The organism is Rhizobium sp. GCM10022189, assembly GCF_042656325.1.
In the GTDB taxonomy this organism is placed as follows: Bacteria; Pseudomonadota; Alphaproteobacteria; order Rhizobiales; family Rhizobiaceae; genus Rhizobium.
The window spans coordinates 1-23860 of record NZ_JBHSOR010000017.1; the positions used below are offsets into that span (position 1 = coordinate 1).

Genomic DNA, 23860 nt, shown 5'->3' on the forward strand with positions numbered 1-23860 from the left:
CTTCGGAACCAGCTGATCGAGCGTCACCATCTCGAGCGCCGTCTGTTCAGGAGCGGGTTTCTTCAACATGTCCCAATGAATCACAAACCCCTGAACGAAGCCAGGGGTTTGTCAGCAGTCTGAGGCCGGCGATAAGGCCGGCCTCTTTGTTTCACGCCCTTAGCCGTGCCATCGTGTAGGCATCGACATATTGCCCGTCGCGATAGCCGTACGACCGGAGCAGGCCCTCCTTCTCGAAGCCGAATTTTTCATAGAGGCGGATGGCGGCCGTGTTGTCGGTGTAGACGGTCAGCTCCATCCGCTTGATGTCGTGCCAGTTGTCGGCGGCGTCGAGCATGGCGGCCATCAGGAAGGTGCCGATGCCGCGGCCGGTGAAATCGTCATGCACCCCCATGCCGAGATTTGCCGCGTGCTGGCGTCGTCCCTCGAAGCGGTTCATGCCGGCATTGGCGACGAGCTTGCCGTCGAGTTCGACGACGAGATTGAGCGCGCCGGGCGAGGGGTTTTCCATGCGCTTGCGCACCGCGTCGATGCTTTGAAACGGCGGGCGCAGCGTGCCGGCGCGATAGCCGGGCAGGTTCATCAGTTCGGTGACGGCCTCGGCGTCGCTCATGCGCAGGGCGCGCACGACAAGGCCCGGCAAGGAAGGTTTTTCGGGTGGGGTATCCTGACTGGCTGACATCATGCTCTCCTTGGGTTTCAAAAGAGGAGAGCGGAGTTTCCGAAACCCTGCTTTCCTCGGCAGGGGTTTCGGGGATGATCGGACTGCTAGTGACGCAGCATCGTTCCCGCGTACCCTGCAAGGGTCGTGGTGATAAGATGCATATTATGGGTCACAGAGTTGATCATGGGCGGGAGTTTCGCCATTCGCGTGCAGATGTCAACAGGGCATGATTTGCCTTCGGATGCAGCTATCCTTATTCCGGTAGCACAGACGATTCGGATATTTGCCCCGTGAAGACCATCGCCATCGATTTCGAGACAGCCAACGAACAGCGCGGCAGCGCCTGCTCGGTCGGGCTTGCCTGGATCGAGGACGGGCAGGTGACGCGGGTGGAGGAGCGGCTGATCCGGCCGCGCGACATGCGCTTTTCCGGCATGAATATCGCCATTCACGGCATCCGGCCCGAACATGTCGAGGATGCGCCGGAATTTCCCGAAGTCATGGACGAGTTCGTCGATGATTTCCGTGGCGCCACGATGATCGCCCATAATGCCGCCTTCGATTTCAGCGTCTGGCGGGCAAGCCTCGATCTCTACCGGCAATCCTATCCGGAACTGACCTATCTCTGCAGCCTGAAGATGGCGCAGCGCATCTGGCCGCATTTCCTGTCGCACCGGCTGAACCTGATTGCCGACCATCTCGGCCTGCGTTTCGTCCACCACAATGCGGCGGAAGATGCCGCCGTCTGTGCGGCGGCGGCAATCGAGATGGCAAAGGCGGTCAAGGCCGCGACGGTTGCTGCCATTCCCGCCGTGATCGGCATGAAGCCCGGCCGGTTGACGGCCTCCGGCTACGAGCCCTGCACCTGCCGCAAGGCATAGGACCCCACGTTTCTTGTAAAGATTGAGGTCATTCTTATCTTAGCTTCCGGATCAACACGGGAGTTGCCATGTCCACGTTCCGCAATGTTTTCCTCGCTGCAGCGTTCCTTGCTGGCTCCGCAGGCGCGACCTCGGCAGAGGTCGTCGGCAAGGTCGGGGTCGACTGGATCGGCAATGACATCATTGTCGAGGCGGTGTCCGATCCCGAGGTGAAAGGCGTGACATGCCATGTCACCTATTTCGACCGCAGCCTGATCGACCGGTTCAAGAACGGCAACTGGTTCGAGGACCCTTCCAACAATTCCATCGCCTGCCGCCAGACGGGGCCGATCGAGATCGGCAATATCGACATGTCCAAGGATGGCAGCGAGGTGTTCCGGCAGGGCATGTCGCTGATCTGGAAGACGCTTGCGGTCAACAGGATCTATGACAAGGCCAACAATACGCTGATCTATCTCGCCCATTCGCGGCAGGTGACGGATGGATCGGCGAAGATGTCGATTTCGACCATCCCGCTCTACGGGCAGGATGTGGTGTGGAAGAACGGGAAGCCTTGAGGGCTTGTGAGTTCGTGACAAAGACCCCGCCCCAAACCCCTCCCCACAAGGGGGAGGGGCTTAAACTGCCGCAACTGCTTGCCGCATCTTCGAGGTTTCGGGAGGAGCGAGGCGCCGCTCCGGGTTAGTCCCTCCCCCTTGTGGGGAGGGGTTGGGGAGGGATCTTCTTACGGCTTGAAATCATGCCGTCCAAAACAAAAAAAGGCCCGGATAAGCCGGGCCTCCGCATTCGAAATATCGAAATATATCAAGCCGCTTCGCGGGCCAGCTCGTCGGCGATGACGGTATCGAGGTTGAGGAAGCAGACCATGGTCTTTTCCAGAGCCACGATGCCGCGGCAGAAGGCGCGCTGGGCTTCCGGGATGATTTCCGGCGGCGGCTGCAGGTCTTCGCTCTTGATGGTCATCATGTCGGAAACCTGTTCGACCAGCAGGCCGACCAGCTTGCCGGCGATGTCGGTGACGATGATGGCGGAACGCTCGGAGGGTTCCGTCATCTTCATGCCGAGGCGGCAGGCCATGTCGATGACCGGGATCACGGCACCGCGCAGGTTGATGAGGCCGAGAACGTAGGGCGGGGTGTGCGGCATCGGGGTTACCGGCGCCCAGCCGCGGATTTCGCGGATCGCCATGATATCGATGCAGAACTCCTGGTCGCCCAGGTGGAACGAGACGATTTCGAGGTAGGCGCCCGACTGTTTGATGGCGTTGCTCATGATCAGAATTCTTCCCAGTTGTCTCCGGCCGGAGAGGAGGCGAGTGTCTTGGCGGCGGCGCCGCCCGTGAAGGCTCCCGCGACCTTGCCGATGAGGCTCCGTGCGGGTGAGTGTTTCGGATGCGAGGCTGCGGAGGCTTCTCGCGGCGTTGGACGGGCGCTCATGCCCTCGCCGATATTGAACTGCCGAACCAGCTGCGTCAGGTTTTCCGCGTCACTTGCGAGCGTGTGGCTGGCGGCGTTCGTTTCTTCCACCATGGCCGCATTCTTCTGCGTCACCTGATCCATCTGGCTGATGGCTGTATTGATTTCGTTCAGTCCGACCGATTGTTCGCGCGCAGAGGTTACGATTGATTTAACATGGCCGTCGATCCTGAGAACATCTTCGCCGATCTGGCGCAGAGCCTCGCCGGCAGCCGTCACCAGTTCGCCGCCGGTTTTGACCTCGGCGCCGGATTTTCCGATCAAGGCCTTGATATCCTTGGCGGCGCCGGCCGCGCGGCCGGCCAGTTCCCGCACTTCCTGGGCGACGACCGCAAAGCCCTTGCCGGCTTCGCCGGCACGCGCGGCTTCGACGCCGGCGTTCAGCGCCAGCAGATTCGTCTGGAAGGCGATCTCGTCGATGACGTTGATGATGGTGCCGATCTCGCGGGAGGCATTTTCGATTCGCTCCATGGCGGCCATCGCGTCGGTCACGATGACGTCGGACTTTTCCGTGTTCTGGCGGGTATGGGCGACCATGTGGCCGACTTCCTCGGCGCGGCTGGTGGCGTTGCGCACGGTGGACGTAATCTCGTCGAGGGCTGCCGAGGTCTGTTCCAGCGAGGCCGCCTGCTGCTCGGTGCGCTTGGCGAGATCGTCGGCGGCGGCGCGCATCTGGCGGCTGCTGGCCTGGATCGAGCTGCTGTTCTCGGCAATGTTGCCCATCGCCTGGCGCAGGCGCATGGCGGTCTGGTTGAAATCCTGGCGCAGCCGTTCCAACTCGTCGCGGAAGGGCCGGTCGATGCTGGGGGTCAGGTCGCCATTGGCAAGGCGCGTCAGGCCCTGTCCGAGGGCGGTGACGGCGGCGCTCAACGCCTCGGCATCGGCGAGCCTGGCGGCTTCGCGTTCGTGCCGTTCGGCATCGCTGCGGTTCCGGTCGGTCGCGGCGCGGGTTTCCAGGTCGATCTTTTCGATGGCGGCAAGGCGGAAGCTTTCGGCGGCGCGGGCCATTTCGCCGATCTCGTCGCCGCGCTCCTTGCCGGCGACGTCGCTCGTCAGGTCGCCGTTCAGGATGCGCAGCATGCTTTCGCGAACGGAAGCAACGCCGCGGCGGATGGAGCCGCCATGGATATATTGCAGCACGGCCATGGTGAGGATGGCGATGATGCCGAGCGCGATCTGGATGATGAGCGAGCTGCGGGAGGTCTCGTTGGCGCTGTCGATGCGGTTGCGGGCAAGGACCGTGCCGTCATTGGCGAACTTGTCGAGGGTGGCGGTGAGCTTGTCGCCGGCACCGTCGATGAAATCGTCGATCTTGTCGAACTCGGCGTCGGGCGCGCCCTGTTCGACGAGCGCCTTGAGATCGATCTGGATTGCCTGGCGAAGGGCGGCGACATCGGCATCGTAGCTCTTCAGGAGATCGCCGGCTTTCAGTTCCCCGGCGAGCGCGCTCAGTTCCTTCGAGCCGTTGGAGAGGGTTGCGAGCGAGTCGGCGACGATTTTCATGCGCTCGGGCTGGACGGTCTTTTCGTCCTTGTCGACGATCGTGTCCATGGCGGCGAGAACCAGCGTCAGGCCGGCGACGCGCATGTCGTTGATGCTGTCGATACTCTGCTGGATCTCGCCGGCGCGGCTGAGGCCGATATCGACCTGCATGTTCTCGTACCAGCCGATGCCGAGCATCGAGCCGAAGCCGATGAAGGCAGCGCCGCCGAGCGTCCAGAGCCGCTGGCCGACCGAAAGGTTTCTGCGAACCGTCGAATTTGTCATGAAGCCACCCTCCGCCCAAGGCGGTTTTTCGTTCCCTCGATTTATGCTGATCCGGTCCGTGCTCCGGCCGACGTCATGTCGGAACAGCGCCGAAGCACTGTAGGCATTGCTAAATATAGATATCCGAAATTAAGCCTTTCCTAACGATGTATTTTTCCGGAGCTGCTTCGCGGCGCTCCCGGCAAGCCGTTAGAAAGGCGCAGCAATTCCTTTTTGTGCGGCTTTTTCCGCAGCTTTTGCCCGGCATTTGTCATTCATCAAGCTGGGACAATTAATCACGGGTGATAATACGCATTCTTGAATTGCGCGCTCATGATCGCGACTATAATCACGCAGGCAGATGGATGGATGTCCGTGCTGGTAGGGGTCATGCAATGAAGAATTTCCGTATCGCCGTCTGGATCGCAGTGCTGGCGCTTGCCGGCGTGCTCGGCTGGTTCACGCTGGACCAGAGCCGGACGAGGGAGATCGTGGCGGAGGGGCCGTTCGGCGTGCCGTTCACGCTCGTGTCGCAGACAGGCCAGCCGATCACGGAACAGGCGCTGCGCGGCAAGCCCACGGCGCTGTTCTTCGGTTTCACGCATTGCCCCGAGGTCTGCCCGACGACGCTCTTCGAACTCGACGGCTGGATGGCGAAGGTCGATCCCGAGGGCAAGAAACTGCAGGCCTATTTCGTGACCGTCGATCCCGAGCGCGACACGCCCGAGATCATGAACCAGTATGTTTCCAACGTTTCCAAGCGCATTACCGGCATTTCCGGCTCGCCCGACAAGATCGCCGAGGTCATCAAGGGCTTCCGCGTCTATGCCAAGAAAGTGCCGGTCGACGAGAAGAACCCGAACGGCGACTATACGATGGACCATACGGCCTCGGTTTTCCTGCTCGATTCGGCAGGCCGCTTTGCGGGAACGATCTCCTATGGCGAAAACCCCGATACGGCGATAAAGAAGCTTGAGAATCTCGTCGCCAAGGGATGACCGGCCGCTTGCAGCACTGCGCCGGTAGCGGGCGACGCAACCGGAAAGACCGCCTATCGTGAGTGAAATCCGCCTTTACGTGACGACGACCGAAAAGCAGGCCGAGCAGATCCTCGACCTGATGTCGGAGGTTTTCGGCGAAGAAGACTTCGCCATCGCCACGACCGAAATCGACGAGAAGAAGGATATCTGGGAAGCTTCGGTCTATATGATGACCGCGGATGAAGCCGATGTGCGCGCCCGTGTCGAGGCAGCGCTGCGGCTTTCCTTTCCCGAAGCGACGCTCGAGCGTGAAGTCATTCCCGATATCGACTGGGTCTCGAAGTCGCTCGAGGGCCTGAAGCCTGTCAGGGCAGGGCGCTTCCTCGTTCACGGCTCGCACGACCGCGACAAGGTCCGCACCGGCGATATCGCCATCGAGATCGATGCCGGCCAGGCTTTCGGCACCGGCCATCACGGCACGACGGCCGGCTGCCTGGAGGTGATCGACCGGGTGCTGAGGGCGCGCACGGTGCGCAATGCGCTCGATCTCGGCACGGGCAGCGGGGTGCTGGCGATTGCCGTGCGCAAGCTTCGCAACATTCCGGTTCTGGCAACCGATATCGACCCGATCGCCGTGCGCGTGGCGGCCGAGAACGTGCGCCGCAACGGCATTACCAGCGGCATCAGCACGGTGACGGCGCCGGGTTTCCATTCGACCGCCTTTTCCGAACACGGGCCGTTCGATCTCATCATCGCCAATATCCTGGCGCGGCCGCTGATCAAGATGGCGCCGCAGCTCGTCGCCCACCTGGCGCCGGGCGGATCGGTGATCCTGTCGGGCATCCTTGCCGAGCAGCGCTGGAAGGTGCTGGCGGCCTATAACGGCGCCAAGCTGCGCCATGTGCGCACGATCTGGCGCAACGGCTGGGTGACGATCCATCTCGATCGCCCGTAATCGCGGGGAATCCGAAGCAAGAAAAAAGGCGGTGCCAGTGGCACCGCCCTGGACCGGCATTCAATCCGGTCATGCCCGCGAGCCGAAGGAGGAGATGCTCAAGCGGGCTCTACTTCATTCCGATAGGCCGGTCCGGTGGAGGGAGGAGGATCGGACCGGCTTCAAGCTCAGAATGCGTAGCTCGGTGCGCCCTTGTGGCGCGTGGAACGCTGGCCGGCTGCGAGCACCTTGAGGCTGTCCTCATGCTGCGGGCGGCGGGCGCCGATGATATGACGCACAGTCTGGCGTTCGCCAGCCTGTACCGGGCTGCTGTAAGCGAAGCGCGAGAGAGAGGCGGTCATTTCAAGAAATCCTTGTGTTGTGGTTCGTCCCGAACCGTTCGATGCGCTCTATATAGCTATTCCGGCATGCGGCGGCAGAGGGTTTGTTTCATTGCAGCCATGCGCGCAATGCATGAAGCGTGCCAGTTTCCCACATCGAGACACATTTCTGCCAAATTATTGGGCGGCCGGCGCCATCAAGGCGCCTTGCGTCGCTTTTTCTCCCCATTGACTGAAAAATCGCTAACATGGCGGCTATCCCATTAACCGGATTCGTTTCATTCATTCGGGTTTTCAGCATGTTCCAGTCTTTCGAAGTCACCTCCACGCCGCAGTTCGGCAGGGACCGGGTTTTTGCACTGCGCGCCAGTTTCGACGCGCTCGGCATCGATGCCTTCCTCGTGCCGCGCGCCGACGAGTTCAACGGCGAATATGTGCCGGCCTGCGCGGAGCGGCTGTCGTGGCTGACGGGCTTTACCGGCTCGGCGGGCATTGCGCTGGTCACGCGGACGGAAGCGATCGTCTTTGTCGACGGCCGTTACGTGACGCAGCTGGCGGAGCAGGTGGACGGTTCGGTCTTTACCGGCGGCGATCTCGTCAACGAGCCGCCGCATGTCTGGCTGCCGGCACATGGCAGGAAGGGGCTGAAGCTCGGGATCGATCCCTGGCTGCATTCGGGCGCGGACGTGCGCAAGCTCGAAAAGGCGCTGTCGGAAATCGGCGGCGAACTGGTCTTCCTGCCGCATAATCCGCTCGACAGGCTCTGGGCCGACCGGCCGGCGGAGCCGCTGGGCGCCGTCACCATCCAGAACGTGGCGCAGGCGGGCGTTCTCGCCAAGGACAAGATCGCCACCATTGCCGCCGATCTCGGCAAGAAGAACCTGAAGGCCGTGCTGATCGCCGATCCGTCCTCCATCGCCTGGATCTTCAATATCCGCGGCGCCGACGTGCCGCATACGCCGCACCCCCTGGCGCGCGCCATCATCCATGCCGACGGCAGGGCCGAACTCTTCCTCGACAAGCGCAAGACCGGCATCGAGCCGGAAGCCTATCTGGCGCAGATCGCCACCCAGCTCGCGCCCTCTCTGCTGGAAGAGAAACTCGCAGCCGTCGCCAGGGATGGCGGCCGCATCCTCATCGATCCCGATATCGCCTCCTATGCGCTGGCCGAAATCATCCGCAAGGCGGGCGGCGAAGTGGTGGAGGGCATCGATCCGGCAAAGCTGCCGCGGGCGGTGAAGAATACGACCGAGATCAACGGTTCGGCGGCCGCGCACCTGCAGGACGGGGCGGCGATGGTGGAATTCCTCTACTGGCTGTCGCAGAGCAAGCCCGGCACGATCACCGAGATCGGCGCGGCCGAGCGGCTGGAGGCGGCGCGCGCCCGGATGGGCCAGAGCATGCAGAACCCGCTGAAGGATATTTCCTTCGACACGATTTCGGGGGCGGGCGAACATGCCGCCATCATGCATTACCGGGTGACGGCGGCGACCGACCGGCATATCCAGGCGGGCGAACTTTTCCTCATCGATTCCGGCGCGCAATATATCAACGGCACGACCGATATTACCCGCACGGTCGGCATCGGCGCCGTCAGCGAAGAGCACAGGCGCTTCTTCACGCTGGTGCTGAAGGGCATGATCCAGATCGCGACGGCGCGCTTCCCGAAGGGCACGCGCGGCTGCGACCTCGATCCGCTGGCGCGCATCGCGCTGTGGCGGGCAGGGGCCGATTTCGCGCATGGCACCGGCCACGGCGTCGGCTCCTACCTTTCGGTCCACGAGGGGCCGCAGCGCATTTCGCGGCTGTCGACGCAGGAGCTGCTGCCGGGCATGATCCTGTCGAACGAGCCGGGCTACTATCGGCCGGGCCATTTCGGCATCCGCATCGAGAACCTGATTTACGTGCGGGAGGCGGAGGCCATCGACGGCGGCGACATGCCGATGCTCAGCTTCGAGACGCTGACCTTCTGCCCGATCGACCGCAGCCTCGTCATTCCCGAACTGCTGACGCATGACGAGCTGCACTGGTTCAACGACTATCACCGCCGCACGCGCGAAGCGCTGATGCCGCTGATCCACGACCATGACGTCAAGGCATGGCTGGAGAACGCGACGCTGCCGCTGGAATACTGAGCCGCGCTATTCGCGCTGGCGCTAAAGACCGATCGTGTGCCGCCAGGTCATGACGATGATCCAGGCGGCCACGAGCATCCAGGTGTGCGAGAAGCGCAGGCCGATGACGAGGGCAACGGCGAGCGCCAGCTTCGAATCCCAGCCGCCGATGAAGAAGGCGGGGGCGACGAGCGTGGTCAGCACGGCGGCCGGCACGGCATTCAGCGCCGCTTCCATGCGCGGCGGAATGCGCTTCATCCTGGTGATCATGATATAGCCGCCGATGCGCGTGGCATAGGTCGCGGCTGCGGCTGCGAGGATCACGAGGGCCATGTGGAGATCGAATTCCATCTCAGACCTCGTGGGTTTCGATGTTGAGGGCATCGGCTTCGAGATCCGGCTCCTCCGCGGGCAGGGGCAGGAGGGCGGCAAGCAGGATGCCGGCCGCGGCCCCCAGGCTCACATGCCAGGGCGATCCGACGAAATGATAGGCAATGACGGAGGCGACCGCGCTCGTCAGCGCCACCGGCAGGAAATTGTCCCGCTTGCGGAAGCCGAGAACGATGCCGAGGAAATAGGTCGGCAGCAGGATGTCGAGACCGATCGTCCTGGGATCGCCGATAAGAGTGCCGAGCATGCCGCCGACGAGGCTGACCAGGACCCAGGGGATATAGATGACGATGCCGAAGCCGAGATACCAGATGAAGGTGACGGGCTTGCCTGCCTCGCCGCGCTTGACGGTTTCGGCAAATTGCGGATCGACGAGCAGGAAGAAGGTGAAGAACTTCTGGAGCGCGGTGAAATGCCTGATGTAGCGGGCGATCGCCGCCGAATAGAGCACGTGGCGGAAGTTGACCGCAAGGATCGACAGCACGATCACCCAAGCCTGAACGTTATGGCCGAAAAGCTCGATGCCGACCAGCTGGCTGGCGCCGGCATAGACGGTGGCGCTCATGAAGGTGAGTTCGGAGAGCGACATGCCCTGTTCGGCGGCAAGCGCGCCGAACAGCGCTCCGAAGGGGGCAGAGGCGAGCGCCACGGGAAAGCCGCCCCGCAAACCTTCGACAAAGTCGGCGCGATTCATGGGAATTCATCCTGTTGGAATTGAGATTTCCCTCTATGGTGTCTCACCTGCCGCGGCAATTGAATTTCCTTGATTCACCAATCGATTTTGATGAAGCGTGGCCGGTTTACGTCACCGGCAGGCGAGGGGGACGATGAAGAAGATCGAGTTTTCGAAAGAGGAAAAGGCGCAGATCGTGGCGCATATCCGCCAGTATTTCGACCGCGAACTGGACCCGATCGGCGCGCTGCCGGCGGAATTCCTGCTGGAGTTCTTCGCCGAGAAGATCGGTCCCTATTTCTACAATCGCGGGCTCAGGGATGCCCATGCCGCCTTCCTGAAGAAGATGGAGGATTTCGGCGAGGAGATCTATCTGCTGGAGCGTGAGGGCGAGAAAAGGGACTGATTATTCGGCCAGAATATCCGCGCTCTTGACGATGGCGATGCCGCGCCCGCGCATTTCCGCGATCGCGGCAGCGACACCGTCAGGACTGATACCGCGGCTGGCGTCTTCCACGAAGCGGACCTTGACGCCGGGGATCAGGTCCAGCGCGTCGAGGGCGGAGAATTTCACGCAATAATCGGTCGCGAGCCCGCAGACGTCGAGTTCGGTGACGCCCTGCTCGATGAGGAAATCGGCAAGCCCTGTCACGGCATACTGATCGTTGTCGCGGAAGGCGGAATAGCTGTCGACGTTGCGGTTTTCGCCCTTCTGCTGGATGAGGTCGATCTGGGCCGAATGAAGCGCGGGATGCAACTCGGCGTCGCGCGTATATTGCACGCAGTGATCCGGCCAGAGCATCTGCGGCTTGCCGGAGAGCTCGCCCATCTCGAAAGGGTTCTTGCCGGGGTGGGAGGAGGCAAAGCTGCCGTGATCGGCCGGATGCCAATCCTGCGAGGCGACGATGAGATCGTATTTGCCGCTGTCGATCAGTCTGTTGGCGACGGGGACGACTTCATGGCCATCGAGAACCGGCAGATTACCTCCGGGACAGAAGCCATTCTGAATATCGACCAGTAGCAACGCCTTCATCAAGCTATTCCTTACGCATATCGCACCGCAAAATGCCAACCGCTGTCGGCGCAATCAACTAGTGGATTTCCGGGGGGCGGGGCGCAAGTGCTAATTCTAGTATGAAGGGTGGCAAATGGCAGCATCAACGTATTTTTTCTGGGCGAAATCGTCCTATACGCGAAAACAGCAAGTATCTCGCCCTCTCTATAAGGATTTATGCATGCGCTAAGGGGCCGGATGTCTGAAGACAAGATCGTCTTCCCGTTCGCCAACGTCGGCAGGCCACGCAGCGTAGACGCCGGGTGGCGCGCAGGGCAGGGCCGTCTCAAAGGTGGCGCCGGATCTCGAAAGAGGCTGCGGCGCGGAAGGCGCAGAGGGCAGCAGGCAGTGCGGCGCGGAACGTGAATTGCGGCCTGTCATCGAGGCTCCCCCGGCGGAGCCTCATGAGATCAGGCCGTCTGGCCGCTGTCGCCGGTGGCGGCGGGCGAGTTGCCGTAGGTCGTCTGGTATGCGCGAAGCGCGGTCTGCATGTCGGTCAGGACTTTGGCCATCAGGCTGCCGTCTTCATCGTCGCCGCCGGCTGCGGCAATCTTCTCAGGGTCGGCGGAAAGAAGCTCGGATGTGGTCAACTTGCCGTCGCCATTCGCATCAACGGCAGAGAGCGCACCCTTGGAATCGTCGCTGCTATCGTCCGTGCCGGACTTGCCGTCGCTCTCGGTCTTCTGGAGCGAGAGCATGACGGCCAGAATATCGGCCGTGATTTTCTGGACGATATCGGTGCCGGAAGACTCGTCATCGCCGGTGGACGCGGTACTGGCGGGCGAGGACTGGGAAGCGGCGGCGAGCTCATCGGCAGAGACGACGCCGTCACCGTTCGTATCGAGGGGATTGAGAGGGGCTTTATACTGGGTCAGCGTGCTGCCCAGGGCTGATACACTGGTCACTTGAACCTCCTTTGAAGGTCTTGTGAAGCCTGCCTTTCATGGGCGGGCAGTGACCGGGCTAAGCTGATTTGCGGGTTCGGTCAAAGCGGCGTTTTGTCATCTGGAGAAACCGGCGCGGCCTTGCCTGCGATTCCTCGGGTGGCGCCACCATGGCAGGAGCGGTCAGACCCGCTCCACAAACCCGTCCAGCACGCGCTTCTGGCCGGCGCGGTCGAAATCGATCGTCAGCTTGTTGCCTTCGATGCCCGATATCGAGCCGTTGCCGAATTTCTGGTGGAAGACACGGTCGCCGAGGGAGAAGCGCGAGGGTTCGGTGGCGGTGGATTTGGCCACCAACTCGCCCTCGATCGTGCGGCCGCGCGGGCCGCTTTCGCCGTAGCCGATGCGCTCCACTGCATGACCGGAGCGGGTGCCCCAGTTGTCACGGGTGGCGTCGGTCTTGTTTTGCTGGGCGCGTTTCCAGCCGGGGGTGGAATAGGAATTGGAGAAGGGATCGGCCTTGTCGAAACGCGACTGGCCGTAACCGCCGCCGCGGCCATAGCCGCCGTAGCTCTGCTCCATCTCGGCCACTTCGACATGGGTTTCCGGCAGTTCGTCGAGGAAGCGCGAGGGGATGGTCGACTGCCAGAGGCCGTGGATGCGTCGGTTGGAGACGAACCAGATGTGGCAATGGCGCTTGGCGCGGGTGATGCCGACATAGGCGAGGCGGCGTTCTTCCTCGAGGCCGGCGCGGCCCGACTCATCGAGCGAGCGCTGGTGCGGGAAGAGGCCTTCCTCCCAGCCGGGCAGGAAGACGGTATCGAATTCCAGGCCCTTGGCCGAATGCAGGGTCATGATGGAAACGGCGTCGAGATCCTCGTTCTGCTCGGCATCCATGACGAGCGAGACGTGCTCCAGGAAGCCGCGCATGGATTCGAAGCTTTCCATCGAGCGGATCAGTTCCTTGAGGTTTTCAAGGCGACCCGGCGCTTCGGCGCTCTTGTCGTTCTTCCACATGTCGGTATAGCCGGACTCTTCGAGGATCTGCTCGGCAAGCTCGGTATGTGGTGTGTTTTCAAGCAGTTCCTGCCATCGGCGGAAAGATTGAATCACGTCGAAGAGGGCCTTGCGGGCCTTCGGCTTCAGCTCGTCCGTCTCGATCATGTCGGCGGCGGCGGCCAGCATCGGGATATCGCGGGCGCGGGCGTAGTCGTGCAGCGCGCGTACCGTCGTGTCGCCGAGGCCGCGCTTCGGCGTGTTGATGATGCGCTCGAAGGCGAGGTCGTCGGCCGGTTGGGCGACCAGGCGGAAATAGGCCATGGCATCGCGGATTTCGAGGCGCTCGTAGAAGCGCGGGCCGCCGATGACGCGGTAGTTGAGGCCAAGCGTGACGAAGCGGTCTTCGAATTCGCGCATCTGGAAGGAGGCGCGCACGAGGATCGCCATGTCGTTCAGCAGATGCTTCCTGCCGTCGGCATCGCCGCGCTGCAGGCGCTCGATTTCCTCGCCGATGGCACGCGCTTCCTCCTCGGAATCCCAGGAGGCGTGGACCTGCACCTTGACGTCGTCAGGGTCGGAGCGATCGGTGAACAGCGTCTTGCCGAGGCGGCCTTCGTTATGGGTGATGAGATGGGCGGCAGCACCCAGGATATGGGCCGTCGAGCGGTAGTTGCGCTCGAGCTTGATGACCTTGGCGCCGGGGAAATCCTTCTCGAAGCGCAGGATATTGTCCACTTCCGCGCCGCGCCAGCCGTAGATCGACTGGTCGTCATCGCCGACGCAGCAGACATTCTGCGGCTCGCCCTTGCTCCGCTGGGCGAGAAGCCGCAGCCACATATATTGGGCGGTGTTGGTGTCCTGATACTCGTCGACGAGGATATAGCGGAACTTCTGGTGATATTCCTTGAGCAGGTCCGGCTGCTTGCGGAAGATCGCGATCGGATGCATCAGGAGATCGCCGAAATCGCAGGCGTTCAGCGTCGAGAGGCGGTTCTGATAGGCGAAATAGAGATCGCGGCCGCGGCCATTGGCGAAGGCGCGGGCGTCACCTTCCGGAATATCGGCGGGGCCGAGGCCCTTGTTCTTCCAGGTATCGATCATGCCGGCGAACTGCTTGGCCGGCCAGCGCTTGTCGTCGAGGCCCTCGGCCTGGATGAGCTGCTTGATGAGGCGGATGACATCGTCCGTATCGAGGATGGTGAAATCCGAGCGCAGGCCGACAAGTTCGGCATGGCGGCGCAAGAGCTTGACGCCGATCGAGTGAAAGGTGCCGAGCCAGGGCATGCCTTCGACGGCGCCGCCGACGAGAAGGGCGATGCGCTCCTTCATCTCGCGGGCGGCCTTGTTGGTGAAGGTCACGGCGAGGATCTGCGAGGGGAAGGCGCGGCCGGTCGACAGGATATGGGCGATGCGGGTGGTCAGCACGCGCGTCTTGCCGGTGCCGGCGCCGGCAAGCACGAGAACCGGGCCTTCCAGCGTCTCGACCGCTTCGCGCTGTTCCGGGTTGAGGCCCGAGAGATAATCGGGGCGGCCGCCATCGCGGGCCGCCATGGCGCGGGCGGCAATGCCGCCGCCGGCGGCGGGCGCCCTTGCGGGTGCGGCGGGCTGCTGCGGCTTGCGCGGCGCTTCGCCCGGTTCCTCGTCGAAGAAGGGCATATCGTCGAAACTATTGTTCATGGCGCGTAATGTAGTGATTCGGGAAGGAAAGACCAGAAAAGATGTTCTGCTTTCATTCCCTGGGGCTCAGCTATCCTCAAGCGGTTTATTTGCCGGTCGATAGATCCGCCCGGCGGCTGCGGCCCATCGGGCAACGACCGCGCGCCGAAGGACTGTAATCAAGCGGCCTTCGGCGTGGAGAAGGCAAGGCAGACCGAGACCAGCGCAAAGAGCGGCGGCAGGGCGAAACACCAGGTGCCCACCGTGGCAAAGAGCAGGGCGGCAAGGCCGCAGCCAAGCGCGAAGGCGCAGACGGCGACCACCATGCGCGACAGGCGGGCTCTTGCCGGCCTTGCCTGGTCGCCCGACCTGGCATGGGCAAGGTCGCCGAGATCGATCATGATCTGCGTCATTGTGCCTGTCATCAGCGTGCTCGGAGGTGACGAACCGAGATGGATGCGGTGGGCGGCGTTCTGGATCGCCATGGCTATGACGAGCAGCATGCCGGTCGCCACCAGCGGGAAGCCGTCCGCATTGGTGAAAGGCGCAAACAGGATGGCTGAGGCGCCGCCGGCAATCAGGAACAGCAGCTTTATCACCAGCAGGAGGCGCAGGCCCCTTTCGTCGCCGGGCGGGACTTTGTGCGTCAGGTAACGCAGCACAAGGATTGTCAGGCAGAAGACCGGCAGGGCCAGAAGCTTGGTGATGACGCCTGACGTGCCATGGGTGAGGGCGGCGCCAAGCGTCACGAAATTGCCGGTGACGTGAGCGGGGAAAAGGCCGTCGAGAGCCAGGAAGCCCGATGTATCGACATAACCGCCGGTGAGGGTCAAAAGCACGGGCAGGGCTGGGCGCATCGTCTTCCCTTTCGCTGGGCGGCACGGCCCACTCTGCCGCGGCCGCGCGGGTTTCTGCAAGGCGGCGGCCGGGAAATTCCGTCGTTGCGGCGGGAAAGCTCCCGCCGCCGTGCCAGTGCGTGCGATCGCTACGCCTTGATGAAGGCGAGAACGTCGGCGTTGAACTTGTCGGCCTCGGTCTGGGCGAGGCCGTGCGGGGCGCCCGGATAGACCGTCAGCGTGCCGTTCTTCAAAAGCTTGATGCCCTTTTCGGCGGCGGCCTTGATCGGCACGATCTGGTCGGCGTCGCCGTGGATGAGCAGGGCCGGAACGTCGATCTTCTTCAGGTCGTCGCTGTAGTCGACCTCGGAGAACTCGCGGATGCAATCGTAATGGCCCTTGATGCCGCCGGCCATGCCCATCAGCCAGAAGGTTTCGCGCAGGCCCTCGTTGACCTTGGCGCCATCGCGGTTGAAGCCGTAGAAGGGCATGGTGAGGTCGCGGTAGAATTGCGAGCGGTCGCTGGCCGTGCCCTTGCGGATGCCGTCGAAGACTTCGATCGGCAGGCCTTCGGGATTTTCAGCCGTCTTCAGCATCAGCGGCGGAACGGCGCCGACGAGCACGACCTTGGCGACGCGGCCGGTGCCGTGGCGGCCGATATAGTGGGCGACTTCGCCGCCGCCGGTGGAATGGCCGACCATGACGAGGTTCTTGAGGTCGAGCCTTTCGATGAGTTCGGCGAGATCGTCGGCATATTGGTCCATATTGTTGCCGTTCCACGGCTGCGAGGAGCGGCCGTGGCCGCGGCGGTCATGGGCGATGACGCGGTAGCCGAGCCCGGCGAAATACAGCATCTGCACTTCCCAGGCGTCGCCCGAAAGCGGCCAGCCGTGGGAGAAGAGGATCGGCTGGCCGTTGCCCCAATCCTGGTAGTAGATCGTCGTTCCGTCCTTGGTGGTGATCGTCGGCATTGTCTCTGTCCTGTTCCGGGGTTGGGAGGTTCTGGGCCGATGGCCCAATCGTCTGCGCCGTGGTGCGTGGCGCGATCAGGAAACATGTTTGGAACGGGCCGCGGAAGTGATGCCTTGGTACAGGTTGCCCTATGCCTTTTTCCGCAGAGCGAGTTGCGCGACGAGCAGGGTGCCGGCCTGGCCGCAGACCTGTCCGGTGCCTTGCGCAGATCGGGCGCAAGGCTGCTGCAGGCTTCTTGCGGAACCGGTGCGCAGCATCGCTCAAGTAAAAGTGAGCGGACGGGTTATTTTCAAAGTTTGCTGATATTACAAATCTGTAATGACGGGTGGTTACGCTTGCTGCCGGCCGGGGAAAGGTGCGATATTGTCGCACCAGGCGGGACTCGTCATCCCGCACGCCTCTTTCGACCGACCCTGGACCTAACCTCGAGTCCCTCCGGAGACGTGAATGCCCTTTTGGAAGCAGTTTGTACTTTGCATCGTCGTCATTATCGCCGGCTTTGCCGCGTGGGTTTACTTTGTGCCCGGCGCCGGCGAGACGATGCGCAATGCCGGCATTCCTGACACTATCGTCTCCATGATCGCGCCCAAAGCCCCGGAAACGGCCGATGCCGGCGCGCAGCAGGCGCAGGGCGGGCAAGGGCAGGGCGGACAAGGGCAGGGGAACCGCCGGAACGGCGCAGGCAATGGCGGTGGCGGCGGGCGCAACGGCGCCGTTCTCGTCGTTACCCAGGCCGTGGTGCAGGGCGTCGTCAACGACCGGCTGAACGCGATCGGCACGGGCGACGCGATCCGCTCCGTTGCGGTGACGCCGCAGGCGACGGGCACGATCCGCGAAATCCTCATCAAGTCGGGCGACAGGGTCAAGCAGGGCCAGGTTCTCGCCAAGCTCGACAGCGAAGAGCAGGTGATTGCCCAGGGGCAGGCGCAGGTGGCGCTGAACAGCGCGCTCGAAAAGTCCAACCTCTACCACAACATCAAGTCCAGCGTGTCGCGCATGGACGTCTTCGATTCCGAAATCGCCGAGCAGAACGCCCGCCTGCAGCTGCAGGCCGCCGACCTCAACCTGGCCCGCCGCAACATCGTGGCGCCGATCGACGGCATTGTCGGCATCGTGCCGGTCAATATCGGCGACAACGTCACCACCACGACGCCGATCGTGACCCTCGACGACCGCTCCGAGATCCTCGTCGATTTCTGGGTGCCGGAGCGTTTCGCCAACACGGTTTCGGTCGGCCAGGCGGTCGAGGCGACATCGGTGGCGCGTCCGGGCAAGATCTTCTCCGGCGAGCTTGAGGCGGTCGACAACCGTATCGATTCGGCAAGCCGGACGCTGCGCCTGCGCGGGCGCATCGACAACAGCTCGGACGAGCTGCGCGCCGGCATGTCCTTTGCCGTCAGCATGAAGTTTGCCGGTGACAAATACCCGGCGGTCAACCCGCTGTCGGTGCAATGGGATTCTCAGGGCTCCTTCGTCTGGCGGGTGAGCGAGGACAAGTCGCGCAAGGTCAGGGTCAGTGTCGTGCAGCGCAATCCCGACTATGTGCTGGTCAAGGCCGACGACCTGAAGGACGGCGACCAGATCGTCACCCAGGGCCTGCAGCGCGTGCGCGAAAACGGCGCCGTGCGCGTGGCAACCGATGTGGCCGCCAACGATAGGGTTGCCGCCCAATGAGCGTGACCGAGATCCACTCCGGCAAGCCGGAATCCGGCAAGGCGACCTTCACGGCGCTCTTCGTGCGCCGGCCGATCCTGGCTCTGGTCTTCAATACGCTGATGGTGGTGGCCGGTCTTGCCGCCTATGTCGGCGTGGAAGTGCGCGAACTGCCCGATGTCGACCGGCCGGTCGTGACGGTGCGCACGACGTTCGACGGTGCTTCGCCGCAGACGATCGACCAGGAACTGACCAAGGTCATCGAAGGCGCTGTCGCGCGCGTCAGCGGCCTCAAATCCATCTCCTCCAGTTCGCAGTTCGGCCAGAGCCGGGTGACGCTGGAATTTTCCGATTCCATCGATCTGGCCGTTGCCGCCAACGACGTGCGCGACGCGATCGGCCGCATCACCCAGAACCTGCCCGACGAGGCGGATGCGCCGCAGATCGTCAAGGCGGATTCGGATTCCTCGGCGATCATGCGCCTTGCGGTGACGTCGGATACGCTCAACATGGACGACCTGACGCTGCTCGTCGAAAACGAGGTGGTCGATCGTCTGGCCTCCGTGGACGGCGTTGCCGATGTCGAGGAATACGGCGATCAGGAGAAGGTCTTCCGCGTCGATGTCGATCAGGGCGCGCTTGCCAGCCGCGGCCTGACCGTCGGCGATCTCACCAAGGCGCTCGACAATGCCGCACTCGACGTACCGGCCGGTTCGCTGAAGAGCATGATGCAGGATATCGTGGTGCGCGCCACCGCCAGCCTGCAGACGCCCGAAGATTTCCAGAACGTCATCCTGCAGGACAATGTGCGCCTCGGCGACGTGGCGACCGTGACGCTTGGGCCGCGTGACGGGGAAACCGCGCTGCGTTCGAACGGCAAGCCGGGCATCGGCCTCGGCATCATCAGGCAGGCGCAGTCGAACACGCTGAATATTTCGGCCGGCATTCACGCCGCCGTCGACCAGCTTTCCAAGACGCTGCCCAAGGGCACGACGATCGCCATTACCAGCGACGATGCCGTGTTCATTCAGGGTGCGATCCACGAAGTGGTGCTGGCGCTGCTGCTCTCGGCCGTCATCGTCACCGTCGTCATCTATCTCTTCCTGCGCGACTGGCGCGCCACGCTCATTCCGTCGGTCTCGATGCCGGTGGCGCTGATCGGCACGCTGGCGGCGATCTACATGGTCGGCTTCTCGATCAATATCCTGACGCTGCTTGCGATCGTGCTGGCGACCGGCCTCGTGGTGGACGACGCGATCGTCGTGCTCGAAAACATCGTGCGGCGCCGCGCCGAGGGCATGGGGCCGCGCGCGGCCGCCGTGCTCGGCACGCGCGAGGTGTTCTTCGCCGTCATCGCGACGACGGCGACGCTTGCCGCCGTCTTCATCCCGCTCTCCTTCCTGCCGGGGCAGGTGGGCGGCCTGTTCCGCGAGTTCGGCTTCGTGCTGGCCTTCTCGGTCGGCCTGTCGTCGATCGTGGCGCTGACGCTGTGCCCGATGCTTGCCTCGCGCATGCTGACCAAGCCGATGATCGAGGATCACGGGTTGCTCGGCCGCTTCGGCGAGGCATTTGCGGGGCTTTATAAATGGGCGCTGCACGCCTGCCTGAACGCGCCTGCCGTCGTCATCGTCTTCTCGCTCATCTTCGGCGGCGCTGCCGTGATCGCCTTCGGCACGGTCAAGAGCGAGCTGACGCCGGAAGAGGACCGCGCCATGGTGATGATGCGGCTGACGACGCCGCAGGGCTCCAGCCTCGATTACACGCGCGACAAGATGCAGCTCGTCGAGGAATATCTGCAGCCGCTCGTCGACAGCGGCGATATCCGGAACGTCTTCTCGATCTCCGGCCAGGGCGGCTCTTCCAACAGCGGCTTCATGGTGCTGACGCTGGCGCCCTGGGGCGAGCGCCACCGCACGCAGGCCGAGATCGTGCGCGACATCAACCAGGCGGCCTTCAAGGTGCCGGCGCTGCGCGGCAACGCGATCTCCTCGAACAGCCTGCGCATCCGCGGCGCCGGCAACGGCCTGCAGATGGCGCTGATCGGCAACGACCACGAGGCGCTGACGGCGGCCGCCGCCAAGCTGGTGCAGCAGCTCGATGCCAGCGGCCAGTACGATACGCCGCGCCTGACCAACGAACCGTCGCAGGCGCAGGTTTCCGTCGCCATCGACCGCGAGCGCGCCTCCGATCTCGGCATCGACATTACCGGGCTTTCGACCGCTATCCAGTCGCTGCTCGAGGGACGCTCGGTCGTCGACGTCTTCGTCAACGGCGAATCCTATCCGGTGCTTTTGACCTCGACGATGCGGCCGATCGACGATCCGACCGATCTCGAAAACGTCTTCCTGAAGACCGGCGACGGCAAGATCGTGCCGATGTCGGTCATCGCCTCGCTGAAGGAAGGTTCGGTCGCCCCGCAGCTCAACCGCGAACAGCAGCTTGCCTCCGTTGCGATTACCGCCGGGCTGAAGGACGGCATGTCGCTCGGCGATGCGGTCAAGAACGTCACGCAGATGGCAGAGCCGTTGCTGCCGCCGGGCGCGCGCCTGCTGCCGCTTGCCGAAGCCGCGACGCTGGAAGAAAATTCCAGCGGCATGGCGCTGACGTTCGGCTTTGCGATCGTCATCATCTTCCTGGTGCTGGCGGCCCAGTTCGAAAGCGTGCTCTCGTCGCTCATCATCATGTCGACCGTGCCGCTCGGCCTCGCCTGCGCCGTCTTCGCGCTCATCATCACGGGCTCGAGCCTCAATATCTACAGCCAGATCGGCCTTGTGCTGCTTGTCGGCGTCATGGCCAAGAACGGTATCCTGATCGTGGAATTCGCCAACCAGCTGCGCGACCGCGGCGAGGATGTGCGCTCGTCGATCGAAAAGGCCTGCGCGCTTCGCCTGCGCCCGGTCATGATGACGATGATCGCCACCATCCTCGGCGGCGTGCCGCTGGTCTTTGCCCACGGCGCGGGCGCGGAAGCGCGCGTGGCGCTCGGCTGGGTCATTGTCGGCGGTCTCGGCTTTGCAACGCTGGTGACGCTGTTCATCACGCCGGTCGCCTATCTGCTGATTGCCCGCTTCGCCAAGCCGCATGCCCATGAGGAAGCGCGCCTGCACGAGGAAATGACGCATGCGACGCGGCCGAAGCCGCTATCGGAAGAGCAGCTCGAGGCCGCGGAGTAAGTCTTTTTCAATACTTTCAAATGCGCCCGCCGGATCGTCCCGGCGGGCTTTTTTATGGTGTATGAAGTCTTGTGAAATAAGCTAAATTACTTCTGAAGTTTAGCCGTTTGTTAAGCATAACCGGCAATGATTGCGATCAGTAACCGGTCGGCCTTCTTTGTTTTCCGAAGGCCATTGCGCTGATTTCGCGGCGACGGCGGACATGAGTGTCCGCAGGAATTCGGTACATCCTGTTCTGTTGCGTTTTGTAGTGTTTTGGAGTTTGTACCGTGAGTATTTATCAGCGCACCTCCGTGGATGCGGCGCTTCATGTGCTGCGTGATATCAATCGGAAGATGACGGTGACGCAGAACCATATCACGACCGGTCTGCGCGTCGAGAAATCCAGTGACAATGCCGTTTACTGGTCGGTTGCGACGACAGCGCGCTCCGACAACAAGGCCCTGTCTGCCGTTCAGGATGCCCTCGGCATGGCCGCTGCCACCATGGGCACGGCCTCCGCCGGTGTCGAGAGCGTCGTCGACGTCGTCACCGAAATCAAGGCGAAGCTGGTCGCGGCGACGGAGCAGGGCGTCGACAAGACCAAGATCGGCGAAGAGCTCGAACAGTTGAAGGCGCAGCTGCGCAGCGTGTCGGAAGGCGCGGGCTTCAACAACGACAACTGGATCATCCTCGACAATACCAGCACGCCGACGCAGCCGCGCCAGATCCCGGCCTCCTTCATCCGCAACGCCGACGGCACGGTGTCGGTCGGCATGCTGAGCTACCATATCGACATCCCGCCGACCGGGGCGACCTCATCCAAGGATGCGCGCTACGTGATCGACGATCGTGCCGGCGGCACCGGCGAATATGGCGTGCTGACCTCGGCCTTCTTCGCCACCGAACTCGGCACCGCCACGACCTGGGTGCTGGCGAAGAGCAAGAACGGCAATACGGCCGGCCAGACGGAAATCGGCCTGACGGCTGCGACCAGCAAACAGGACCTGAACGAGATGATCAGCGTCGTCGATGCGGCGCTCATGCAGCTGACGGCGGTCGGCTCGGCCTTCGGCGCGCTCGAAAAGCGCATCAGCATGCAGGACGATTTTGCCAAGAGCCTGTCCGACAACATTACCGAGGGCATCGGCCGCCTTGTCGATGCGGATATGGAAGAGGAGTCGAGCAGGCTGAAGGCGCTGCAGACCCAGCAGCAGCTCGGCCTGCAGGCTCTCAACATCGCCAACGCCTCTTACGACAAGGTTCGCCAGCTCTTCCAGAATTTCTAAACCCCGGTTCGCACCGATTGCCGCGCGGTGGCCGGGGCTGCCGCGCGGTCTGCCGTTTCGGGAACTATCCGGCTTCAGGCTGCCTTGGCGGCCATTGTCGCCCTGGCCCACCAGACGAGTTCGTCAAGCGCGGTCTTGGCCGTCGGCAGGAGGTTTGCCTCGATCTCGCTGATCGGCTTGTTGCCGAAAGCCGGATGGATGGCCCTGAAGTCGCCGCCGGCGATATGCACGGCCGCATGGGTCGAGACCATCTGCAGTTCCACGCCGATGCCCCGCAGATGTTCGACGGCGCGCGTGGCGCCCGTGCTGCCGTAGCCGATGGCGGTGAAGGGCTTGCGGTTCCACTCCTTATAGGCCTGATCGAGCGCGTTCTTCAGGGCGGCGGTGATCGAGTGGTTGTATTCGGCGACGACGAAAATATAGCCGTCGAAACGGCCGACCGTTTCCTGCCAGCGCACCGCTTCGGGATTCTGGCTCGGCATCCACAGGTTCGACGCCATTTCGTCGAAGAAGGGAAGAGGGTGGTCGCGCAGGTCGATCAGCTCCGGATCCATGTCGCCACGGGCTTGTGCCTGTTTCAAAATCCATTGTGCCGGGGCATCGGCGAATCGGGTGGGGCGGGTGGAACCGATAATCACGGCGATGCGGGGCTTAGAATTCAAAGTAACCTCCTGTATGCTGGTTTCCAACGGAAACCAGATTACGGACGGTTTGCGAAGGCGCACAAGGAGGCACTTTATTGAAACCAGATAACCACGGGGAAACCGTCCCTTGCGAGGCCGCCGACGCGTGCGGACAGGTTCACGCCTGCGATCACATCAGCCGCGTGCTGGCGCGCATCAGCGACAAGTGGAGCCTGCTGGTGGTGCGCGTGCTCGGCCAGGGACCGCTGCGCTTCAACGCGCTTCGCCGCGAGGTCGGCGAAATCAGCCAGAAGGTGCTGGCATCGACGCTGCGGGAGCTTGAGGAGAACGGCTTCGTTTCCCGCACCGTCACGCCCACCACGCCGCCGCAGGTCGAATATGCGCTGACGGATCTCGGCCAGGAATTCCTGGACCCGGTTCGCGGCCTTGCCGAATGGGTCGTCGCCAACTCCGCGCGCATGGACGCGGCGCGGGCGGCCTATGCGAAGCGCCGCGGGATCGACTGAGGCAGGTGGGCGATGCC

22 protein-coding genes are annotated in these 23860 nt (G+C 63.1%); 10 read left to right on the forward strand and 12 right to left on the reverse strand.

The window, feature by feature from the left end; genetic code table 11:
- Window positions 1-151 precede the first annotated feature (151 nt).
- Window positions 152-682 (reverse strand): GNAT family N-acetyltransferase, encoded by a 531-nt coding sequence (locus ACFPWW_RS10920; protein WP_377311658.1) that lies wholly within the window; start codon window positions 680-682, stop codon window positions 152-154.
- Between the two features lie 272 nt (window positions 683-954).
- On the opposite strand from ACFPWW_RS10920, the gene ACFPWW_RS10925 reads away from it, so the two are divergent.
- The gene (locus tag ACFPWW_RS10925) at window positions 955-1545 is read left to right on the forward strand and encodes a 3'-5' exonuclease (RefSeq protein ID WP_112573624.1); all 591 of its coding nucleotides are present in this window, start codon (window positions 955-957) and stop codon (window positions 1543-1545) included.
- 68 nt (window positions 1546-1613) lie between these two features.
- Entirely contained in the window at window positions 1614-2102 is a 489-nt protein-coding gene (locus tag ACFPWW_RS10930) for a CreA family protein (protein WP_377311655.1), read from the forward strand.
- Window positions 2103-2349: 247 nt separating this feature from the next.
- Here the strand turns inward: ACFPWW_RS10930 and ACFPWW_RS10935 are convergent, their stop codons facing one another.
- On the reverse strand, window positions 2350-2817 hold the full coding sequence (locus ACFPWW_RS10935) for a chemotaxis protein CheW (protein ID WP_112568976.1): 468 nt from the start codon (window positions 2815-2817) through the stop codon (window positions 2350-2352).
- Window positions 2818-2819: 2 nt separating this feature from the next.
- On the reverse strand, window positions 2820-4787 hold the full coding sequence (locus ACFPWW_RS10940) for a methyl-accepting chemotaxis protein (protein WP_377311656.1): 1968 nt from the start codon (window positions 4785-4787) through the stop codon (window positions 2820-2822).
- A 374-nt stretch (window positions 4788-5161) separates the two neighbouring features.
- Here ACFPWW_RS10940 and ACFPWW_RS10945 point away from each other — a divergent pair, with 374 nt between their 5' ends.
- Both ACFPWW_RS10945 and ACFPWW_RS10950 read left to right on the forward strand, forming a co-directional pair.
- A complete protein-coding gene (locus ACFPWW_RS10945) occupies window positions 5162-5764 on the forward strand; it encodes an SCO family protein (RefSeq protein WP_112568990.1) in 603 nt (200 codons plus the stop codon).
- 58 nt (window positions 5765-5822) lie between these two features.
- Entirely contained in the window at window positions 5823-6701 is an 879-nt protein-coding gene (locus tag ACFPWW_RS10950; protein ID WP_112568992.1) for a 50S ribosomal protein L11 methyltransferase, read from the forward strand.
- A gap of 167 nt (window positions 6702-6868) precedes the next feature.
- Here ACFPWW_RS10950 and ACFPWW_RS10955 read toward each other — a convergent pair whose 3' ends face one another.
- A complete protein-coding gene (locus ACFPWW_RS10955) occupies window positions 6869-7042 on the reverse strand; it encodes a hypothetical protein (protein WP_018115709.1) in 174 nt (57 codons plus the stop codon).
- A 278-nt stretch (window positions 7043-7320) separates the two neighbouring features.
- Here ACFPWW_RS10955 and ACFPWW_RS10960 point away from each other — a divergent pair, with 278 nt between their 5' ends.
- Window positions 7321-9156, forward strand: a complete 1836-nt coding sequence (locus ACFPWW_RS10960; protein WP_112757351.1) for an aminopeptidase P family protein — start codon at window positions 7321-7323, stop codon at window positions 9154-9156.
- A 21-nt stretch (window positions 9157-9177) separates the two neighbouring features.
- Here the strand turns inward: ACFPWW_RS10960 and ACFPWW_RS10965 are convergent, their stop codons facing one another.
- A complete protein-coding gene (locus tag ACFPWW_RS10965) occupies window positions 9178-9486 on the reverse strand; it encodes an AzlD family protein (protein WP_112568996.1) in 309 nt (102 codons plus the stop codon).
- Between the two features lies 1 nt (window position 9487).
- Window positions 9488-10219, reverse strand: coding sequence for an AzlC family ABC transporter permease (locus tag ACFPWW_RS10970; protein ID WP_112568998.1), 732 nt, complete (start codon window positions 10217-10219; stop codon window positions 9488-9490).
- 133 nt (window positions 10220-10352) lie between these two features.
- Here ACFPWW_RS10970 and ACFPWW_RS10975 point away from each other — a divergent pair, with 133 nt between their 5' ends.
- Window positions 10353-10604: a DUF2164 domain-containing protein gene (locus ACFPWW_RS10975; RefSeq protein ID WP_112569000.1), complete on the forward strand. Its 252-nt coding sequence runs from the start codon at window positions 10353-10355 to the stop codon at window positions 10602-10604.
- Here the strand turns inward: ACFPWW_RS10975 and pncA are convergent, their stop codons facing one another.
- From pncA to ACFPWW_RS11000, 5 genes are all read right to left on the reverse strand, one after another.
- Entirely contained in the window at window positions 10605-11231 is a 627-nt protein-coding gene (gene pncA / locus ACFPWW_RS10980) for a bifunctional nicotinamidase/pyrazinamidase (protein WP_112757349.1), read from the reverse strand.
- A gap of 431 nt (window positions 11232-11662) precedes the next feature.
- Complete coding sequence (locus tag ACFPWW_RS10985; protein WP_112757347.1) at window positions 11663-12157, reverse strand: hypothetical protein; 495 nt, start codon at window positions 12155-12157, stop codon at window positions 11663-11665.
- Window positions 12158-12319: 162 nt separating this feature from the next.
- On the reverse strand, window positions 12320-14812 hold the full coding sequence (locus ACFPWW_RS10990; protein ID WP_112569006.1) for an ATP-dependent helicase: 2493 nt from the start codon (window positions 14810-14812) through the stop codon (window positions 12320-12322).
- Window positions 14813-14970: 158 nt separating this feature from the next.
- Window positions 14971-15648, reverse strand: coding sequence for a YoaK family protein (locus ACFPWW_RS10995; protein WP_112569008.1), 678 nt, complete (start codon window positions 15646-15648; stop codon window positions 14971-14973).
- 128 nt (window positions 15649-15776) lie between these two features.
- On the reverse strand, window positions 15777-16598 hold the full coding sequence (locus tag ACFPWW_RS11000; protein ID WP_112757345.1) for an alpha/beta fold hydrolase: 822 nt from the start codon (window positions 16596-16598) through the stop codon (window positions 15777-15779).
- Between the two features lie 448 nt (window positions 16599-17046).
- On the opposite strand from ACFPWW_RS11000, the gene ACFPWW_RS11005 reads away from it, so the two are divergent.
- The 3 genes from ACFPWW_RS11005 to ACFPWW_RS11015 all read left to right on the forward strand — a co-directional run bounded on the left by ACFPWW_RS11005 (window position 17047) and on the right by ACFPWW_RS11015 (window position 22693).
- Window positions 17047-18273, forward strand: a complete 1227-nt coding sequence (locus ACFPWW_RS11005) for an efflux RND transporter periplasmic adaptor subunit (protein WP_112757343.1) — start codon at window positions 17047-17049, stop codon at window positions 18271-18273.
- Window positions 18270-21425, forward strand: coding sequence for an efflux RND transporter permease subunit (locus ACFPWW_RS11010; RefSeq protein ID WP_112703196.1), 3156 nt, complete (start codon window positions 18270-18272; stop codon window positions 21423-21425). The genes ACFPWW_RS11005 and ACFPWW_RS11010 overlap by 4 nt, the downstream gene beginning before the upstream one ends.
- Window positions 21426-21694: 269 nt before the next feature.
- The gene (locus ACFPWW_RS11015) at window positions 21695-22693 is read left to right on the forward strand and encodes a flagellin (RefSeq protein ID WP_112569016.1); all 999 of its coding nucleotides are present in this window, start codon (window positions 21695-21697) and stop codon (window positions 22691-22693) included.
- Window positions 22694-22767: 74 nt separating this feature from the next.
- Here the strand turns inward: ACFPWW_RS11015 and ACFPWW_RS11020 are convergent, their stop codons facing one another.
- Window positions 22768-23355, reverse strand: coding sequence for an NADPH-dependent FMN reductase (locus ACFPWW_RS11020; RefSeq protein WP_112753331.1), 588 nt, complete (start codon window positions 23353-23355; stop codon window positions 22768-22770).
- A gap of 77 nt (window positions 23356-23432) precedes the next feature.
- Here ACFPWW_RS11020 and ACFPWW_RS11025 point away from each other — a divergent pair, with 77 nt between their 5' ends.
- The gene (locus tag ACFPWW_RS11025) at window positions 23433-23843 is read left to right on the forward strand and encodes a winged helix-turn-helix transcriptional regulator (protein WP_112569020.1); all 411 of its coding nucleotides are present in this window, start codon (window positions 23433-23435) and stop codon (window positions 23841-23843) included.
- Window positions 23844-23860: the final 17 nt, after the last annotated feature.

Coding starts and splice junctions, on each gene's coding strand:
- ACFPWW_RS10920 (WP_377311658.1), bottom strand. CDS start 682: ATGTCAGCCAGTCAGGATACCCCACCCGAAAAACCTTCCTTGCCGGGC.
- ACFPWW_RS10970 (WP_112568998.1), bottom strand. CDS start 10,219: ATGAATCGCGCCGACTTTGTCGAAGGTTTGCGGGGCGGCTTTCCCGTG.
- ACFPWW_RS11010 (WP_112703196.1), top strand. CDS start 18,270: ATGAGCGTGACCGAGATCCACTCCGGCAAGCCGGAATCCGGCAAGGCG.
- ACFPWW_RS10995 (WP_112569008.1), bottom strand. CDS start 15,648: ATGCGCCCAGCCCTGCCCGTGCTTTTGACCCTCACCGGCGGTTATGTC.
- ACFPWW_RS10940 (WP_377311656.1), bottom strand. CDS start 4,787: ATGACAAATTCGACGGTTCGCAGAAACCTTTCGGTCGGCCAGCGGCTC.
- ACFPWW_RS10945 (WP_112568990.1), top strand. CDS start 5,162: ATGAAGAATTTCCGTATCGCCGTCTGGATCGCAGTGCTGGCGCTTGCC.
- ACFPWW_RS10935 (WP_112568976.1), bottom strand. CDS start 2,817: ATGAGCAACGCCATCAAACAGTCGGGCGCCTACCTCGAAATCGTCTCG.
- ACFPWW_RS10955 (WP_018115709.1), bottom strand. CDS start 7,042: ATGACCGCCTCTCTCTCGCGCTTCGCTTACAGCAGCCCGGTACAGGCT.
- ACFPWW_RS10990 (WP_112569006.1), bottom strand. CDS start 14,812: ATGAACAATAGTTTCGACGATATGCCCTTCTTCGACGAGGAACCGGGC.
- ACFPWW_RS10975 (WP_112569000.1), top strand. CDS start 10,353: ATGAAGAAGATCGAGTTTTCGAAAGAGGAAAAGGCGCAGATCGTGGCG.
- ACFPWW_RS10930 (WP_377311655.1), top strand. CDS start 1,614: ATGTCCACGTTCCGCAATGTTTTCCTCGCTGCAGCGTTCCTTGCTGGC.
- pncA (WP_112757349.1), bottom strand. CDS start 11,231: ATGAAGGCGTTGCTACTGGTCGATATTCAGAATGGCTTCTGTCCCGGA.
- ACFPWW_RS10960 (WP_112757351.1), top strand. CDS start 7,321: ATGTTCCAGTCTTTCGAAGTCACCTCCACGCCGCAGTTCGGCAGGGAC.
- ACFPWW_RS11005 (WP_112757343.1), top strand. CDS start 17,047: ATGCCCTTTTGGAAGCAGTTTGTACTTTGCATCGTCGTCATTATCGCC.
- ACFPWW_RS11000 (WP_112757345.1), bottom strand. CDS start 16,598: ATGCCGACGATCACCACCAAGGACGGAACGACGATCTACTACCAGGAT.
- ACFPWW_RS10965 (WP_112568996.1), bottom strand. CDS start 9,486: ATGGAATTCGATCTCCACATGGCCCTCGTGATCCTCGCAGCCGCAGCC.